General features: G+C 75.7%; 7 protein-coding genes. 1 reads left to right on the plus strand and 6 read right to left on the minus strand.

All coding sequences use genetic code 11. The annotated features are described in order from the left end of the window. Positions 1–99: 99 nt before the first annotated feature. The 3 genes from ABTY59_RS34990 to ABTY59_RS35000 are packed head-to-tail and all read right to left on the minus strand — an operon-like array spanning position 100 to position 4,655. A complete protein-coding gene (locus ABTY59_RS34990; RefSeq protein WP_352023170.1) occupies positions 100–2,139 on the minus strand; it encodes a DUF8189 domain-containing protein in 2,040 nt (679 codons plus the stop codon). Positions 2,140–2,149: 10 nt separating this feature from the next. Continuing rightward, a complete protein-coding gene (locus tag ABTY59_RS34995; protein ID WP_352023171.1) occupies positions 2,150–3,661 on the minus strand; it encodes a DUF8189 domain-containing protein in 1,512 nt (503 codons plus the stop codon). A 4-nt stretch (positions 3,662–3,665) separates the two neighbouring features. Continuing rightward, a complete protein-coding gene (locus ABTY59_RS35000; RefSeq protein WP_352023172.1) occupies positions 3,666–4,655 on the minus strand; it encodes an alpha/beta hydrolase-fold protein in 990 nt (329 codons plus the stop codon). 216 nt (positions 4,656–4,871) lie between these two features. Between ABTY59_RS35000 and ABTY59_RS35005 the strand changes: the two genes are divergently transcribed. Then, positions 4,872–5,630 carry a thioesterase II family protein gene (locus tag ABTY59_RS35005; RefSeq protein WP_352023173.1) on the plus strand — a complete coding sequence of 253 codons (759 nt, stop codon included), beginning with the start codon at positions 4,872–4,874 and terminating at the stop codon, positions 5,628–5,630. A 30-nt stretch (positions 5,631–5,660) separates the two neighbouring features. Here ABTY59_RS35005 and ABTY59_RS35010 read toward each other — a convergent pair whose 3' ends face one another. From ABTY59_RS35010 to ABTY59_RS35020, 3 genes are all read right to left on the minus strand, one after another. Next, positions 5,661–6,206, minus strand: a complete 546-nt coding sequence (locus ABTY59_RS35010; protein ID WP_352023174.1) for a TetR/AcrR family transcriptional regulator — start codon at positions 6,204–6,206, stop codon at positions 5,661–5,663. A gap of 87 nt (positions 6,207–6,293) precedes the next feature. Then, positions 6,294–9,530 carry a type I polyketide synthase gene (locus ABTY59_RS35015; RefSeq protein WP_352023175.1) on the minus strand — a complete coding sequence of 1,079 codons (3,237 nt, stop codon included), beginning with the start codon at positions 9,528–9,530 and terminating at the stop codon, positions 6,294–6,296. Beyond that, positions 9,527–19,050: SDR family NAD(P)-dependent oxidoreductase (locus tag ABTY59_RS35020; RefSeq protein WP_352023176.1), on the minus strand; the 9,524-nt coding region annotated here is incomplete at its 5' end. The genes ABTY59_RS35020 and ABTY59_RS35015, both read right to left, overlap by 4 nt.

Consider the following 19,050-nt stretch of genomic DNA (forward strand, 5'->3'; position numbering starts at 1 on the left):
GGGAGTAAGGGCCGATCCGGGAGGTTCGTGCGGGGCGCGGACATCCGGTTCGCTCCCCGCGCGTGGCGCAATCCGTACGCAGCGCTGCGGGGCCCGCACTCAGAGTGCGGGAGCGCCCGAGACGAGCGGGGCGACCGTGCGGTCGCCGAAGGCCGTCCACGGAAGCCACCCGCCGTCCGGCCGCTCCTGGACCCGGGTCCGCACCCGGCCCTCGGCGGTGACGGCGAAGACGTGCAGCCGCCCGGTGGAGTCGAGCGCGACCGAGGGCGTGGCAGCGAGAACCACACCCGGCTCGCCGAACTCCCCGCCGGGATCCCAGCTCCCGCCCGGCGACACCTGCCGGCGATGGCTCAGCCGGGCGCCGCCGGGAGCCAGCGAGAAGGCCTCAAGGCAGCCGTCGGCGCCGGCCGCCAGGGCCGGAGCGGCGGCGCTCCAGCCGAACAGCGGCCGCCAGTCCTCCCAGCCGCCGCTCGGCACCGCCTGGCGCCGGTAGAACGTCCCCACCCCCGACGGTCCGACGGCCACGACCGTGAGCCGGCCGCTGCCGTCCCGCGCCACCCGGGGCGCGGTGCCGGCCGCCGTGCCGAAGGCCTGCCACGCACCGGACCAGGCGCCGGCGGGGGACTCCTGCCAGCGGTGCCGGATCCCCGATCCGCCGACCGCGAGGACGAACACCTCCAGGCGGCCGTCGGCGTTCGCGGCGACCACCGGCGGAGCACCCGCGGCTCCTCCGAAGCCGGGCTCCCACGCGTCCCAGAGCGCCGCTCCGGGGGACCTCTGCCGCCGCCGGGCGAAGGAGGCCGCTCCCGGTGCCGACGCGAAGACCTCCAGCCGGCCGGCCGCGTCGCGGGCGACGGCGGGGGCGGCTCCCGCCGGCCCGCCGAACTCCTCCCAGTCGTACCAGCCGCCGTCCGGCCGCTGCGCCCGGTGGTGCAGGTTCACGCCGCCCGGGGCGAGCGAGAACACCTCAAGACGGCCGTCCGTGCCGCGTCCCAGCGTGGGCACGGCGCCCGCGGGCCCTCCGAAGGACTCCCACTCCGACCAGCCGTCGGTGTCCGGATCGTGCTGGACGCGCCGCAGCATCGAGCGGTCGGCCCCGTCGAGCGCGAACACGGTGAGCCGGCCGAGGGCGTCGAGCGCCGCCACGGGGTTGTCCGGGCTCTGCCACGGCGGGGGAGTGTCCCGCCACTCCAGGGGCGCGACGTACAGCCCCCGCCCGAACCAGCCGGCGGCGCTCGCCCACCACGTCTCCCCGTCGGCGAACACCTCCACCGCGTGACCGGCGACATGCCCCGCGAGGCCGGTGAGGTCGAAGCGGAACGGGTCGCGCGAGGCCAGCACGTCGGTGCCCGTGTAGCCGTTGCGCGGCCCGATGAACAGGTAGTACCAGCCGTCCCGTTCGACGACGTACGGCGACTCGGTGACCGACACGGTCGCGTCGGTGCTCGCGTCGGTGAACGCGACGCCCGGCTCGCTCCAGCGCACCAGATCGGCCGACCGCCGGAACGCCACGACGTGGTGACCGCCCGGGGCCGACAGCTCCGTGTAGTACATGACCCACTCGCCGCCGACCCGCAGCACCATCGGGTCGCGGGCCACGAGCCCCCGGAACAGCGGCCCGGACGGCTCACGGGTCCAGGTGAACAGGTCCGTCGACGTGGCGAGGCCGATCGCGGCGCCGCCGCTCGCCGCACCGCCCCCGGCGGCGTAGAACATCCAGAACCGGCCGTCCGCCTCGACGACGTGCGGCGCCCACAGGTGCTCCTCGCCGAAGTGCGACGGGTCGACGGTGAGCGCGTCGGGGTGGGTGGTCCACGGGCCGTGCGGGGTCGGCGCGGAGGCGTGCGCGAAGGAGATCTCCTTCGCGCTGTCCGGGGCCTCGCCGGGGGCCGCGCGGTCCCCCACGATGCCGAACAGGTGCCAGCGGCCCCGGGCCCGGATCATCGTGTGGTCGTTGAGATAGCGCGCCCCCGCCGGGGTGGAGGGGTCGTACACGGCGGCGAAGGGGCCCGCGCCGACCCACCGGGCGGGCGGGACCGGGGCGGCGGGCGCGGCCACGGCGCGGGCCGTGCCCGGCACCGTGAGCGCGCCCACCCCGGCGGCGCCGCGCAGCAGGTTCCTTCTGCTGATCGGAGGCATCCGTGTCCCCTCAGCCGATCCCCGGGCCCGCCGTGCCGTTGACCCAGACCCAGGAGGACCAGGTCGCGAAGCCGGTCTGCCAGATGTGGTACGTGCCGGCGGCGCTCGTGCCGAAGACCTCGATCCGGCCGTCCGCGTTGGAGGCCGCGGTGACCTCGGTGCCCCCGCCGCCGAACGTCTCCCACGGGCCGTACGGCGCGTTCGTCCCGGTCTGCCAGGTGTGCATGGCCGTCTCGCCGTTCATCGCGAACACCTCGACGCGGCCGTCGGCCGTGCGCTCGCTGCTGAGCCGGGAGTCCGCGGGGCCGCCCGTGCCCTCCCATCCGGACCAACTGCTCGGACCCGTCTGGTACTTGTGGAACACCCCGACCGGGCCCGAGGCGAAGACCTCGATCCGGCCGTCGGCGTTGTGGTCGACCGTGAGGTCACGGCCGCCGCCGCCGAACTCCTCCCACGCGGACCAGCCGCCGTTCGGGGCCGTCTGGTACAGGTGCTGGAAGGTGCCGTCGTTGAGCGCGAACACCTCCAGACGGCCGTCGGGCGACTTCCCCATCTCGATCCGGCCGTCGACCGGACCCCCTCCGGTGGGCTCCCATCCCGACCAGCCGCCGTCGGGCGTCAGCTGGTACCGGTGGAACACGCCGACCGGGCCCGAGGCGAAGACCTCGATCCTGCCGTCGGCGTTCACCCCGGCCGCGATGTCACGGCCGCCGCCGCCGAACTCCTCCCAGCCGGACCACGAGCCCGACGGGGACAGCTGATAGCGGTGCCGGAAGGTGTTCCCGTCGATCGCGAACATCTCCAGGCGGCCGTCCGCGTTCGGGGCGATCGCCAGCTCCGCGTTCACGGGCCCGCCGAGCCGCTCCCACTCCGACCAGTCGCGGTTCGCCTCCCGCTGCCAGGCGTGGTGGACGCCGTCCGCGCCCGCGGCGAACAGCTCCAGGCGCCCGTCCGCCGACCGGGCCGACACCACCCGGCCGGACTCCGCCGGATACACCAGGGGCTTGGGGCGCGGCCCGCTCCCGGGGACGCAGGGCAGGGTGATGCCGCCCTCCGCGAGGTAGACCTCCGGGTCGATCCCGTACGAGAACGAGTCGTCGCCCCAGATCCGCAGGTGCAGATGGGAGCCGTCGGCATTGCCCTCGGCGCCCATCAGCGCGATCTGCTGGCCCGCCACGACGTGGTCGCCGACCTGGACGTCCCGCCGGTACATGTGCCCGTACTCGGAGGTCCGGCCGTCCGGGTGCCGGACGCGGATCCACTGGCCGTAGTCTCCGACGTACCCGGAGATGGTCACCTCGCCGTCGCCCACCGCGTGGATCGGCGTACCGATGTCCGCGGCGATGTCGACGCCGTTGTGCCCGGGATGGAACGGCTGGCTGACGAAGCCGACGCTCGGACAGGCGGTGCCGGAACCGGTGGTCCCGGCCTCGGCCGGGGTGGTGACGGCCAGCGCCGGCAGCACGGCGGCGGCCGCCGCGAGGAGCCGGGTCAGCGTGCGCGAGGACAGTCCGCGGAGCACGGGCTCAGGCCTTGCGGAGGCGGTCGATGATGCCGTCGATGTCGCGCTGCATCATGTCGTGGCGGACGAAGTGGCCGCCGGGCAGCTCGTACCACTCGTGCGGGATGCCCGCGTTGCCGAGCAGCGAGCGGAACTCCCGCTGACCCGCGAGCACCTGGGTCTCGTTGGCCGTGTCGAACCAGTTGATCGGGTCCGGGCTGGTGCCGGCGACCAGGAAGACCCGCTTGTTGCGGTAGCTCTCGATCCGCTGCACCGGGTTGTCCGCGCTGACCCGCGCCTCGTCCCAGAACGGCGCGCCGTAGATCGTGCCGCCGTTCAGGTCGAGCGCCGCCGAGCTCGCGTTGGCCCAGTGCGCCACCAGACCGTTGTCCCTGCGGAGGCTGGCGGGCCCGGAGTGGGCGCTCACCGAGGCGAAGTGGCCGTAGTACTTGGCGGCGTACTTCAGCGCGCCGAAGCCGCCCATCGAGAAGCCCGACACGGCACGGCCGTCGTACTCGGCGAAGGTGCGGAAGTTCGCCTCGACCCACGGGATCAGCTGCGAGATGTGGAACTGCTCCCAGTTGCGCGGACCGACGTTGGAGCTCACCGGGTTGGAGTACCAGCCCGCGTGCCCGCCGTCGGGCATGACGACGATGATCGGCCGGCCGGCGGTCCAGGCGCGGATCCCCTCCCGGTCGAACGTGATGAAGTCCTGGTCGTTGCCGCCGCCGTGGAAGAGGTAGAGCACCGGGTACGTGCGGCCGCTCCAGTGGTAGTCGTCCGGCAGGAGCACGTTGACGCCCGGGTTCCAGCCGATGGCGGCCGTCTGGAAGCGGTAGTACCACATGCGGGCGTCCGCCTCGTTGCGGTCGACGATGCGGAGACCGAAGCCGTCCCCGACGGCCGCGGCCGGCGAGGCGGCCGCCAGCATGCCGGCGCCGCCCAGGGCCAGCGCGGCCGACAGGCCGCCGGCGGACTTGAGGATGTTCCGGCGGGAGGGGTTCTGCGCGCTCAACGTGACCTCCGGGTCAGAAGCGTGACGACGCTCGGGAAGCTAGCAACGGGAGCGCGCCGGGTGACCCCGGAAGATTGCGGACTGACAGGACGACGACCCGTCGGCTAGGGCCGGGAACGCGGGGAGGAGGGGGAGGCCACCGGGGCGTAATCGCGGCTTAAGGAGGGTGGGCGACGATGACGCGTTCACAGCGGAACCGAGACGAGGAGTGCGGGCATGACGGGGCTCACGGTCGACAGCGACGTGTGGATCAGGCGGTTCCATCCGCCGGCGGCGGGCGAGCCGGAGCGGACTCCGCTGGTCTGCTTTCCGCACGCGGGCGGGTCGGCCGCCTACTTCCACGGCCTCTCGGGACTGCTGGCCCCCACGGGGATCGAGGTGCTGGCCGTGCAGTACCCGGGGCGGCTGGACCGCAGGAGCGAGGCTCCGATGGAGGACGTGCGGGAGATCGCGGCAGCGGTCGTCGCCGCCCTCTCGCCCTGGGCGGACCGCCGGCCGGCGTACTTCGGGCACAGCATGGGCGCCGCCGTCGCCTTCGAGGCGGCGCGGCTGAGCGAGCCCCGGGTGCTGTTCGCCTCGGGTCGGCGCGCGCCCTCCACGCACCGGGCGGAGGCCTTCCACCTGCTCGACGACGACGCGCTGATCGCCGAGACGGCGCGGCTGAGCGGGGTCTCGGCGGAGCTGCTCGCCGACCCGGAGATGCGGGAGCTCGTCCTGCCGCCGCTGCGCGCCGACTACCGGGCGATCGAGACCTACCGCCCGGAGCCGGACGCCGCCGTCCGGGTGCCCGTCGAGGTGATCCTGGGCGACCGGGACCCGCGGGTCACCGAGGCGGAGGCGCGGGCCTGGCAGGCGCACACCACGGGGGGGTTCGGCTGCACCGTCGTGCCCGGCGGCGGGCACTTCTATCTGGCGGACCGCACCGACGAGCTCGTCGCCCTGATCACCGGCACCCTCGCCCGGCAGCCGCGCTAGCCGGCACGCGTCGCCGTACGGGCGGACCCGTCAGCGTCGCGGTGGCCAGAGGCCGTCGATCATGACCGTCAGGACCTGATCGGCCTCGTCGGGGGCGTGCTCGCGCGTCCAGGCCGCCGCGGCGATGAGGGCGAACAGCTGGGCCGCCGAGATGTCGTCCCGCACCTCACCGGTCCGCTGCGCCCGCTCAAGGAGCTGCTGGCCGGACGACTGCATGGACGTACAGGCGTTGTTGAGCTCGGAGGTCTCGTCCTTGAGGCTGTCCATCAGCATGGTCACGAGTCCCCGGTACGTGGTGGCGTGCGCCACCGCCGCCCGGACCCAGGTCGCGAGGGCTTCCCCGGCCGGTTCCGTGACCAGCAGTTCCCGTGCGGTGGCGCCGAGTTCGGAGAGGCTCTCGCGGAGCATCGTCTCCAGCAGCGCCTCCCGGGTGGGGAAGTGGCGGTACAGCGTCGCGTTCCCCAGCCCCGCCTGCTTGGCGATGTCGTCGAGCGAGGTGTGGATGCCGTGCGTGTCGAAGGCCTTGCCGGCCTCGGCCAGGAGCCGCTCGTAGTTGCGGCGGGCGTCTGCGCGCATCGTGCTGTCTTCTCCTCAGCCGTGCTCGAACGGTGCCGCCGCCGTAGGCGACGGCGGCGGCACCATAAACGGGGTATAGCCCCGATTCTACCCTGCCTCCCCGCCGATCTCCCTGCTCAGCCGGGCTGCCAGCTCCGCGGGGGTCGGGTGGTCGAACGCGAGCGTCGCCGCCAGCTCCAGACCTGTCGCCTCCGCCAGGAGATTCCGCAGCTCAAGGCCGGTGAACGAGGTGAATCCGGCCTCCAGGAACGTGGCGTCCGGAGCGATCTCGGCGACGGAGTCGTGCCCGAGCACGCACGCCGCCGTGGACAGCACGAGCTCCAGGAGCTCCGCCTCCCGCTCCTCGGGCGCGAGCCCGGCGAGGTTCCGGCGCGGGACGGGGCCTCCGGGGGCATCGAACAGATCGGAGTCGCCGTCCCGCACCGGGGCCGGGAGGGCGGCCGCCTCCTCGGCCGGTCGTACGGCCGGGGCGTGCAGCCAGTAGGGGCGCCGCTGGAAGGCGTACGGCGGAAGGGGCACCCGGTCGCCCGCCGGAGCGAGCCCGGCCCAGCTCACCGCGCGGCCGTGCGCCCAGGCCAGGCCGAGTGCCGAGAGCAGCGTCCGCGGCTCGGGCCGGTCGCCGCGCAGCGCCGGGACCAGGACCGGCGGTTCCTTGCGCAGGCTCTGCGCGGTGAGCGCCGCGAGGACGCCGTCCGGGCCGAGCTCCAGGTACAGCCGGACGCCCTCGTCCTCCAGGTGCCGGACGCCCGGGTGGAAGCGGACCGCCTCGCGGACGTGACGCACCCAGTAGTCGGGGTCGGCCAGTTCCCCGGCGCTCGCCGGCCTGCCGGTCAGGTTGGACACCAGGGGGATCACCGGCGGTGCGAAGGTCAGCTTCGCCACGGCCCGGCGGAACTCCTCCAGGATGCCGTCCATGTGGTGCGAGTGGAAGGCGTGGCTCACGCGCAGCCGCTTGGTCTTGCGGCCCTGAGCCCGCCAGTGCGCCGTGGCCTCGGCGGCCGCGTCGGCGTCGCCCGAGACGACCACGGACCGGGGCCCGTTGACCGCCGCGATCGACAGCCGGCCCACGAAGCCGCGCGTGCCCTCTGCGGCTTCCGTGCCCCCCGTGCCCTCCGTCAGGAAGGCCTCGACCTCCTCGGCGGAGGCCTGGAGCGACACCATGGCGCCGTCGCCGCGCGCCGACTCCATGAGCCGGCCGCGGACGGCCACGAGTGCCACCCCGTCCTCCAGGGTCAGCACGCCCGCCGCGTACGCGGCGGCCAGTTCGCCCACCGAGTGCCCGATGACGAAGTCCGGCACGAGGCCGTGGTGTGCCGTCACCCGGAACAGCGCCGTCTCCAGCGCGAACAGGGCGGCCTGCGCGTACCGCGTACGGTCCAGCAGCGCGGCCTCGGGCGTGCGGGGCGCCGCGAACACGACGTCCCGCAGGGGCCGGTCCAGGTGCCGGTCGAAGAGCCCGCACACCTCGTCGAAGGCGGCGGCGAACACCGGGTGGGACCCGTACAGTTCGCGGCCCATGCCGAGGCGCTGGCTGCCCTGGCCGGTGAAGAGGAACGCGGTGCCCGCACGGCGCTCGGTCCTGCCCCGGACGACGGACGGGGACCGGCCGCCGGACGCCAGGCTCTCCAGGCCGCGCAGCAGGGCCTCGCGGTCCTCGCCGAGCACGACGGCCCGGTCCTCCAGGGCCGGCCGGGCGGCCAGGGCCCGCGCCACCTCGTCGGCGGACGCCCCGGGGTGCTCCGTCAGATGGTCGAGCAGCCGCCGCGCCTGCGCGGCCGGGGCTCCCGAGCCCCGCCCGGACAGCGGCCAGGCGACCAGCGGGAGTCCCGCGCCCGTCGCCCTCCCGTCGTCCGCCTCCGGCGCCTCGTCGGCCTCCTCCTCCGGTGCCTCCTCCAGGATCAGGTGCGCGTTGGTGCCGCTGATCCCGAAGGAGGAGACGCCGGCCCGGCGCGGCCGGCCCTCCTCGGCCGGCCACGGGCGGGACGCGGACAGCAGCCGGACCGTGCCGTCCGACCAGTCCACGTGGGGGGTCGGCTCGTCCGCGTGCAGCGTGCGGGGGAGCACGCCGTTGCGCAGGGCCATCACCATCTTGATGACGCCGCCGACACCGGCCGCCGCCTGGGTGTGCCCGATGTTCGACTTGAGCGCGCCCAGCCACAGCGGCCGGTCGCCCGCCCGCTCCTGCCCGTACGCGTTGATCAGGGCCTGGGCCTCGATCGGGTCGCCGAGCGTGGTGCCGGTGCCGTGCGCCTCGACGGCGTCGACGTCGGCGGGGGCCAGCCGGGCGTTGTCGAGGGCCTGCCGGATCACCGCCTCCTGCGCGGGCCCGTTGGGGGCGGTCAGCCCGTTGCTCGCGCCGTCCTGGTTGACGGCGCTGCCGCGGATCACGGCGAGGACCTCGTGGCCGTTGCGGCGGGCGTCGGACAGCCGCTCCAGGACGACCAGGGCCGCGCCCTCGCCGAAGCCGGTGCCGTCGGCGCCGGCCGCGAAGGACTTGCAGCGGCCGTCGGCGGACAGGCCCCGCTGCCGGCTGAACTCGGTGAAGAGTCCGGGCGTCGACAGCACCGTCGCACCGCCCGCCAGGGCGAGCGTGCACTCGCCCTGGCGCAGCGCCTGGACGGCCAGGTGGATGGCGACCAGGGAGGAGGAGCAGGCGGTGTCGACGGTGACGGACGGGCCCTCGAAACCGAAGGTGTACGAGATGCGGCCGGTGGCGACCGACGGCGCGGTGCCGTTGCCGATGAAGCCCTCCACCTCCTGCGGGATGCGGGGGAGCCGGGCCGCGTAGTCGCTGTACATCAGGCCCGCGAAGACCGCCGTCCGGCTGCCCCGCAGCTCGCGCGGGTCGAGCCCGGCCTGCTCCAGCGCCTCCCACGCGGTCTCCAGGAGCTGCCGGTGCTGCGGGTCGGTGGCCAGCGCCTCGCGCGGGCTGAGTCCGAAGAAGCCCGCGTCGAACTCGGTGGCGTCCGGCAGGAAGCCGCCGTTGCGGGTGTACGAGGTGCCCGAGCGGTCCGGGTCGGCGTCGTACAGCGCGTCGAGGTCCCAGCCCCGGTCGTCCGGGAAGCCGCCGATGGCGTCGGTGCCGGAGTCCACGACCCGCCACAGGTCCTCGGGGCCGCGCACGCCCCCGGGGTAGCGGCAGCCGATGCCGACCACGGCGATCGGTTCCCGGGCCGCGGACTCGGCCTCGGTGAGCTTCTGCCGCGTCTCGTGCAGCTCGGCGGTCATCCACTTGAGGTACTCGACCAGCCGCTCCTCCTGCGAGGCGGGTTCGGCGCCGGAGCCCGTCCCGGTGGTGCTGTCTGTCGTCGGCGTCGTCGTCACTTCGACCGGGCCTTCCTGCCGAATTCGCTGTCGATGAGATCGAGGAGGTCGCTCGCCGAGGCGGACTTGATCCGGCCGGCCACGTCCTCGGGGCCTGCCGTCGGGGTCGCCGCCGGGGCCTCCAGGCCGTCGAGCAGCTCCCGCAGTCGCCTGCCGACCTCCGTACGGGTGTCGGTGTCGGTCTCCGGCGTGAGGGCGAGCGCCTTCTCCAGGGCGTCGAGCCCGGCGAGCGGGCCGGAGCCCGCGGCCCGGTCCGCGCCGGGAGCGTCCGCCGCCTTCGCCGCGGCCTCCTCCGCGCGGCTGCGCAGCAACGTGGCCAGCGCGGCCGGCGACGGGTGGTCGAAGACCACGGTCGCGGGCAGCCGCAGACCGGTGGCGGCGCTCAGCCGGTTGCGGAACTCCACCGCCGTCAGGGAGTCGAAGCCGAGCTCCTTGAACGAGTGCTCGTCGTCGATGAGGCCGGTGTCGCTGTGGCCGAGGACGAGCGCGGCGGTCTCCCGCACCAGGTCGAGGACCAGACGCTCCCGGTCCTTCTCCGGCACCTGGCCGAGACGGTCGGCCAGGGATCCCGACGGGGTCGCGGCGGCGGCCCGGCGCGCGGGCGCCGGTACGAGTCCGCCGAACAGCGGCGGCAGGAGTCCGGCCCCGGCGCGGCGCCGGAGTTCGGCGCGGTCCAGCCGCGCGGCGACGACGGCGGCGGGCGCGCCGGCCAGGGCACGGTCGAGGAGGGCGAGCCCGTCCTCGGCCGTCAGGGGTACGACGCCGTCGCGGCCGAGCCGGTCGCGTTCCCGCCCGTCGAGGTGACCGGTCAGCGCGCTGCCGTCGGCCCACAGCCCCCAGGCCAGGGAGAGCGCCGGCAGGCCGAGGGCCCGGCGGCGTGCCGCCAGACCGTCCAGCAGGGCGTTGGCCGCGGCGTAGTTGCCCTGGCCCGCGTTGCCCACCACGCCGGCGAGCGAGGAGAACAGGACGAACGCGGCGAGCGGCAGCTCGCGGGTGAGGTCGTGCAGGTGCAGGGCCGCGTCGGCCTTGGCGGAGAGCACCGTGTCGAGCCGCTCCGGCGTGAGCGACTGCAGGACGCCGTCGTCCAGGACGCCCGCCGCGTGCACGACCGCCGTCAGCGGACGGTCCGCGGGGATCCCGGCGAGCAGCGCGGCCAGCGCGTCGCGGTCGCCCGCGTCGCAGGCCTCGATCCGGACCTCCGCGCCCAGCGCGGTGAGTTCGGCGGCGAGTTCCGCGGCGCCCGGGGCGACGGGTCCCCGCCGGCCGGTGAGCAGCAGGTGCCGGACGCCGTGGTCGGTGACCAGCCGCCGGGCGACGAGCCCGCCGAGGGTGCCGGTGCCGCCGGTGACCAGGACCGTGCCGTCCGGGTCCCACGGCCGGGCCCCGGCCCCGGTGTCGGGCCCCGGCGCGTCCGGCAGCGCGGCCAGCCGGGGCGCGTACCAGATGCCCTCGCGCAGGGCGAGCTCGCTCTCGGCGGGCCCGGTTCCCGCGGCCAGGGCGCGCAGGGAGGCGTCCGTGCCGTCGTGGTCCACCAGCGCGATCCGGTCCGGGTTCTCGCTCCGCGCCGTGCGCAGCAGCCCCCACGCGGCGGCGGCCACCGGGTCGACGGTGTCGCCGTCCCGTACCGCGACCGCGCCGCGCGCCGCCACCAGGAGGCGTCCGGCGGCGAGGTGCTCGTCGGCCTGCCAGTCGCGCAGCAGCGCGAGCAGCGGGTCGAGCACGGCCCGGACATCGGCACCCGTCGCGAGGGTGCCGGTCACGCCCCGGGGCTCCTCGGCCGCCGGAAGGACGGCGAGGACGGTGTCCGGCAGGCGCAGGGAGCCGTCGGCCACGGCCGCGCGGAGCTCGGCGGCGCCGGCGAACACGGGCGCGTCGCCGAGCGCCGCGGCGAACGCCTCGCCGTGCTTGCCGAGCACCGCCCACGCGCCCTCGGCCGGGGCGGTCGGTGCCGCGGGGGCGGGCTGACCGGAGGACGTCCAGTCGACCGCGTACAGCGGGAGGTCCGCCGTGCCGCGTGAGCGCAGCGCGGCCAGCTCCGCGGCCGGCAGCGGACGCAGGGCCAGCGTCTCGACGTCGGCGACGGGCGTGCCCTCCGCGTCGGTGAGCCGCAGGGCGACCGAGGTTCCGCCGGTCCTGGTCAGCCGCACCCGCAGCGCCTTCGCGCCGGTGCGGTGCAGCCGGACGCCGCCGAAGGAGAACGGCAGCAGGATCTCCTCGGAGTCCCCGGAGCCGTCCGGCCCGGCGGGCGCGAGGGCCAGCGGGTGCAGGGCGGCGTCGAGGAGCGCCGGGTGGACGGCGTGACCGGCGGTGTCGGTGTCCTCGGGCAGCGACACCTCGGCGTAGAGGTCGTCGCCGTCGCGCCAGAGCGCGGTGAGGCCCTGGAACAGCGGCCCGTACGCGTAGCCACGGGCGAGCAGCTCGCCGTACGCGTCGCCGAGGTCGACCGGTTCCCCGGCCGGCGGCCAGACCGGCTGCGCGGCGGGGGCGGCGTCGGCCGGATCGGCGGTGGAGGCGGCGCCGAGCAGGCCGGTCGCGTGCCGGATCCAGTCCGCGTCGTCACCCGTCCGGGAGTGGACGCCCAGCGGCCGTCGGCCCGCCTCGTCCGGCGCGCCGACCGTCACCTGGAGCACCGTCGCGCCCTGGCCGGCGAGGGTCAGCGGGGCTTCGAGGGTGAGGTCCTCGACGCCGTCCGCGCCGGTGCGGTCCGCCGCGTGCAGCGCCAGGTCGAGGAAGCCCGTGCCCGGCAGCAGCGCCGTGCCCTCCACCGCGTGCTCGGCGAGCCAGGGGTGGGTGCGCAGGGAGACCCGGCCGGTGAACACGACCTGGCCGGAGTCGGCGAGCGGGACGCTCGCGCCGAGCAGCGGATGCCCGGCCGAGTCCAGGCCGAGGCCGTCCGCGTCGACGGCCCCGCCGGTGGCCTCCAGCCAGTAGCGCTGCCGCTGGAACGGGTACGTGGGCGGTCCCGCCGGGTCCGCGGGCGGCAGCGCGGGCCGCCACGCCGCGGGCGACGTGCCGGTGACGTGCGCCTCGGCCAGCGAGGTGGCGAAGCGGTCGAGGCCGCCCTGGTCACGGCGGAGCGTGCCGAGCGCGGCCGCGGCCGCGCCCGCCTCCTCCACGGTGTCCTGGATCGCGGGGACGAGCACGGGGTGCGCGCTGGCCTCGATGAAGGTGGTGTGTCCGGCGGCCAGCAGCCCGCGCACCGTCTCCTCGAAGAGCACCGGCTCGCGCAGGTTGCGCACCCAGTAGTCGACGGTCAGCTCGGTGCCCGCGAGCGGGCCGCGCGTGACCGTGGACCAGAACGGCACGTCCGTGGCACGGGGTTCGATCCCGGCGAGCAGCTCGCGCAGCTCGTCGCGGAGCGCGTCGACGTGCGGGGAGTGCGAGGCGTAGTCGACGGGGATCATCCTGGCCCGGACGCCCTCGCCGGTGAACGTCTCCTTGAGCGTCTCCAAGGCCCGGGGGGCGCCCGAGACGACCGTGAGGGCGGGGCCGTTGACGGCGGCGACGTACGTGTCGTCGATCAGCCGCTCCCGTACGACGTCCGCGGGCAGCTGCACCGACAGCATGCCGCCGGTGCCCGCGAGCCGGGTGATGGCGCGGCTGCGCAGCGCGGCGATCCGGGCCGCGTCGGCGAGCGTGAGGGCGCCGGCCAGGTACGCGGCGGCGATCTCGCCCTGGGAGTGGCCGATCACCGCGGCGGGCTCGACGCCGTGACGGCGCCAGAGCCGGGCGAGCGACACCATCATCGCGAACAGCGCGGGCTGTACGACGTCGACCCGGTCGAGCGAGGCGGCGTCGGGGTCGCCCGCGAGGACCGCGGTCAGGTCCCAGTCCGTGTGCGGGGCGAGCGCGTCGGCGCACTCCCGCACGTAACCGGCGAAGTCCTCGCTGTCCCGCATCAGCGCGCGGCCCATGGCGAGCCACTGGCTGCCCTGGCCGGGGAAGACGAACACGGCGCGGCCGGGCTCGTGGCCCACCGTCGTGCCGGTGACCAGGCCGGGGACCTCCCGGCCCGCGGCGAGCGCGTCGAGGGCGCCGAGCAGGGACGTGCGGTCGCTCGCGTCCACGACGGCGCGGTGGTCGAAGCGGGCGCGGGCGGCGAGCGTGGCGGCGACCTGCCGGGCCGGCACCTCGGGGTGCTCGGTGGCGTACGTGTGGAGCAGACGGGCCTGGTCCTTGAGGCCCTCGCCGGTCTTGGCCGACAGCAGCCAGGGCAGGTCGGGGAGTTCCGCCTCCCCCGTGGCGCCGGCTTCTTCCGGTGCCTGCTCGATGATCACGTGGGCGTTGGTGCCGCTGATGCCGAACGAGGAGACGCCCGCCCGGCGCGGCTCGTCGCCGGTGGTGTGCCACGCCTGCTCCTCGGTGAGCAGGCGCACGGTGCCGTCCGACCAGTCGACGTGCGTCGTCGGCCGCTCGACGTGGAGCGTCTTCGGCAGTCGGCCGTTGCGCATCGCCATCACCATCTTGATGACGCCTCCGACACCGGCCGCCGCCATCGTGTGGCCGACGTTGGACTTCAACGAGCCGAGCCAGAGCGGGTGTTCGGCGTCGCGCTCGCTTCCGTACGTGTTGATGAGGGCCTGCGCCTCGATCGGGTCGCCGAGCCGGGTGCCGGTGCCGTGCGCCTCGACCGCGTCGACCTGGTCGGCGGTCAGGCGCGCGTTGGCCAGGGCCTGGCGGATCACCCGCTCCTGCGAAGGACCGTTCGGCGCGGACAGGCCGTTGCTCGCGCCGTCCTGGTTGGTGGCCGTGCCCCGCACCAGGGCGAGGACCGGGTGACCGTTGCGGCGCGCGTCGGACAGCCGCTCCAGGAGCAGCAGACCCGCTCCCTCGCCCCAGCCGGTGCCGTCCGCCGCGTCCGAGAAGGCCTTGGCGTGGCCGTCGGGCGACAGGGCCCGCTGCCGGCTGAACTCGACGAAGCTCGTCGGACCCGCGAGGACGGTCGCGCCGCCCGCCAGGGCCAGCGCGCACTCGCCCTGCCGCAGCGACTGCGCGGCCAGGTGCAGCGCCACCAGCGACGACGAGCACGCCGTGTCCACGGAGACCGCGGGGCCTTCGAGACCGAAGGAGTAGGCGATGCGGCCCGAGGCGACGCTCGCCGTGGTGCCGGTCGCCAGATAGCCCTCGACCGCCTCCGGCGTCTGGCCGAGCCGGGTCACGTAGTCGCCGGCGACGACGCCCGCGAACACACCCGTGTCGCTGCCGCGCAGCGTCGTCGGGTCGATGCCGGCCCGCTCCACGGCCTCCCACGCCGTCTCCAGGAGCAGCCGCTGCTGCGGGTCCATGGCCGTCGCCTCGCGCGGGTTGATCCCGAAGAAGGCCGCGTCGAAGCGGTCGGCGCCGGTGAGGAACGCGCCGCGCCGCGTGTACGAGGTGCCGGACCGGGTCGGATCGGGGTCGTACAGGGCCTCCGTGTCCCAGCCGCGGTCCTCGGGGAATTCGGTCACCGCGTCCGTACCGGACAGCACGAGCCGCCACAGGTCCTCGGGCGAGGTGACACCGCCCGCGTAGCGGCAGGCCATGCCGACGATGGCGATCGGGTCGTCGTCGGCCGGCACCGCCGCGGCCGGCGTCGCCCGCCGGGCGGCCGGAGCCGCGGCCGGCTCGGCGTCGCCGAACAGACCGGTGCGCAGGTGCGCCGCGAGGGCGGCCGGCGTCGGGTGGTCGAAGACCAGCGACGACGGCAGCCGCAGGCCGGTGGCCGCGTTGAGCCGGTTGCGCAGCTCGACCGCCGTCAGCGAGTCGAAGCCGACGTCCTTGAACGCCCGCTCGGGGGCGAGCGTGTCACCGCCGCCGTGCCCGAGCACCGCCGCCGCCTCGGCCCGCACGAGCGCGAGGAGCTGCCGGTCGCGCTCGGCCGCGTCGACGCCGGCGAGCCGCTCCGCGAGCGACCCGGCGCCCGCCGGGGCCGGACGCCCGGCCGCGGCGCGCCGGGTCCGCGAGCGCACCAGACCGCGCAGCAGCGGAGGCAGGGTGCCCGCCTCGGCGCGGGCCCGCAGCGCGGGCACGTTGAGCCGCAGCGGGACGAGCAGCGGCTCGTCGGTGGTCAGCGCCTCGTCGAACAGCGCCAGACCCTGCTCGGGGTCGATGGGCGCGAGCCCCGCGCCCGCGAGCCGGGCCAGGTCGCCCGCGTCGAGGGCGCCCGCCATGCCGCCGCCGTCCGCCGTGCCGTCCGCGCCCCACAGACCCCAGGCGAGCGAGACGCCCGGAAGTCCGTTGGAGCGCTGGTAGGCGGCGACGCCGTCCAGGAAGGAGTTGGTGGCCGCGTAGTTGGACTGCCCGGCGTTCCCGATGATCCCGGCGAACGAGGAGAACATCACGTACGCGGCCAGGTCCAGGTCGCGTATCTCGTCCGTGAGGAGCCACGCCGCGTCCTGCTTGGAGCGCGCGACCCGGTCGAGCCGCTCCGGTGTCATCGACTCGATCGTGCCGTCGTCGAGCACACCGGCCGTGTGCACCACGGCCGTCAGCGGGTGCGCCGGGTCGACCGACGCGAACAGCCGCCGCACCGACCGCGGATCGCCCGTGTCGCAGGCGACGACGGTGGCACGGGCGCCGATCTCCGCGAGCTCGGCGACCAGTTCGTCGGCGCCGGGAGCCCCGGGACCGCGCCGGCTCGTCAGGAGCAGGTGCCGGATCCCGTGCCGGGTGGCCAGGTGACGGGCGACGATCCGCCCGAGGGTGCCGGTGGCGCCGGTCACGAGGACCGTGCCCTCGGGGTCCAGGGCGCGCGGCAGGGTGAGGACCACCTTGCCGGTGTGCCGGGCCTGGCCCAGGTGCCGGAAGGCGTCCTGGGCCCGCCGGACGTCCCAGGCCTCCACCGGCAGCGGGCCGAGCCGGCCCGTCTCGAACAGCGCGAGGAGATCGGCGAGCATCTCCCGGATGCGGTCCGGGCCGGCCTCCATGAGGTCGAACGAGCGGTAGACCACGCCGGGGTGGTCCCGGGCCACCTGCTCGGGATCGCGGACGTCGGCCTTGCCCATCTCGATGAACCGGCCGCCGCGCGGCAGGAGCCGCAGCGACGCGTCGACGTACTCGCCGACGAGCGCGTCGAGGACCACGTCCACGCCACGGCCCTCGGTGGCCGCCAGGATCTCCCGCTCGAAGTCGAGGGTGCGCGAGTTCGCGAGATGGGCGTCGTCGAAGCCCTGGAAACGCAGCGCGTCCCACTTGGCGGGCGAGGCCGTGCCGTAGACCTCCAGACCCAGGGCGCGGGCGATCTGCGTCGCGGCCATGCCGACACCGCCGGCGGCGGCGTGGATCAGCGCCGTCTGCCCGACGCGGGCGTCCGCCAGGTCGGTCAGGGCGTACAGGGCGGTCAGGAACACCACCGGCGTCGCGGCGGCCTGGGTGAAGGACCAGCCGGCCGGCACCCGGGAGAGCAGCCGGTGGTCGGTGACCGCGACCGGTCCGGCCGCGCCCTCGGTGAACAGACCCATGACCCGGTCGCCGGGCGCGAGGCCGACGACGTCGGGGCCGGTCTCCAGGACGTATCCGGCGCCCTCGCTGGCGATCGGCGCCTCGCCCGGATACTGGCCGAGGGTGATCAGGACGTCGCGGAAGTTCAGGCCGGCGGCCCGCACCTGGACCCGCACCTCACCCGGGGCGAGCGGCGCGTCGGGCGCCTCGGCGGGCAGCAGCGCCAGGTTCTCCAGGGTGCCCTTGGCCGTCGCGCCGAGCCGCCAGCCCGCACTGCCCGCCGGGACGGCGAGGCGCCCCTCGGGCGCACTCGGCGAGAGCCGGGCGGCGAGCACGGTGCCGCGGCGCAGCGCGAGCTGGGTCTCCTCGGGGGTGTCGAGCGCCGTGCCGAGCGCCCGGTGGGAGGCCTCGTCCCGGTCCACGTCGACCAGCAGGAAGCGGCCCGGGTGCTCGGTCTGCGCGGAACGCACCAGACCCCACACGGCCAGGCTCTGGTCCCGGATCGACTCGTCGTAGCGGGTGGAGATCGCGTTGCGCGTGACGACGACCATCCGCGAGCCGGCGAACCGCTCGTCGGCCAGCCAGCGCTGGATCAGCCCCAGCATCCGGTGCGGTGCCTCACGGGCGATCGCCACCGGGTTGTACGTGCCCCGGGGCGGGCGTCCCGGCGTGAACGGCACCAGCACCTCGGCCGGGACGGGCCCTTCGGCGGCGGCCAGCGCGTCGAGGTCGGCGTACCGCACGGCGCCGTCACCGAGGGCGTCGGCGACTCCGATGACGTCGGGGCCCACCACCGCGCGGACGGGCGCGTCGCCTTCCGCACGGGCCTCGGCGGCGCCGGGAACGGGCCGCCAGTCGACCCGGTACAGGGCGTGCGAGCCGTCGCCGGAGGCGGCGGACGCGGCACCGATGTCGGCCGGCCGGATCAGGAGGGCGCCGACGTCGACGACGGGACCGCCCTCGGGGTCGTCGGCGGTCAGCGTGACCGTGTCGGCGCCGGACCGGGTCAGCCGGACCCGCAGCCGGGCGGCGCCGGTCGCGTGCAGGGTGACGTCGGACCAGCTGAACGGCAGCCGCACCGCCGCCGGGTCGCCGCCCACCAGGTCGAGCAGCAGCGGGTGGAGCGCGGCGTCGAGGAGCGCGGGGTGCACCGGATGCCCGAGGGCGTCGGCCTCCTCGGGCAGCTCGATCTCGGCGTACAGGTCGTCGCCGTCGCGCCAGGCCGCCGTGAGGCCCTGGAAGGCGGTGCCGTACGCGTAGCCCTGGGCGTGCAGTTCCTCGTAGAGACCGGTCAGGTCGGCCTGCTCGCCGGGCGGCGGCCACGGCAGGGACGCGCGGTCCGCCCCCGCGCCGCCCGGGGCGACGGAGAGGGTGCCGGAGGCGTGCCGGGTCCAGGACTCGGCGTCCTCGCCCCGCGCGTGGATCGTGAACGCCCGCCGATCGGACCCGGCCGCCGAGTCGACCACCACCTGGAGCTCCACCGAACCCTTCTCGCGCAGGACGAGGGGCGCTTCGAGGGTGAGGTCCTCGACAGCCGGGGTGTCGGTGTGGCCCGCGGCGTGGAGAGCCAGGTCGGCGAAGGCCGTGCCGGGCAGGAGGGCGGTGCCGGAGATGGTGTGGTCGGCGAGCCAGGGGTGGGTGCGCAGCGAGATCCGGCCGGTGAGGACCAGCTGGTCGCTGTCGGCGAGGGTGACCAGGGCACCCAGGAACGGGTGTCCGGCGGAGACGAGCCCGGCGGACGTCACGTCGGTCCCGGCCGCGGTCGTCCGCTCGACCCAGTAGTGCTCGTGCTGGAAGGGGTAGGTGGGCAGGCCCTCGGGGATGCGGGTGGGGGGGGGGGGCTGCCAGGTGGTGGGCGTGTGACCCGCGGTGTGGAGGCGGGCGGCGGCGGTGGCGAGGGAGGTGGCTTCGGGTGCGTTCTTGCGCAGGGTGGGCGCGAGGACGGCCGGCTGGGTGAGGGTGTCCTGGGCGAGCGCGGTGAGGGTGGCGTCGGGGCCGAGCTCCAGGAACCGGCTGGTGCCGTTGGCTTCGAGGTGCTGGATGCCGGGGTGGAAGCGGACGGCTCCGCGGATGTGGCGGGCCCAGTAGTCGGGGGTGATCA

The sequence above is a fragment of the Streptomyces sp. NPDC096079 genome (assembly GCF_040303145.1).
Lineage (GTDB): Bacteria > Actinomycetota > Actinomycetes > Streptomycetales > Streptomycetaceae > Streptomyces.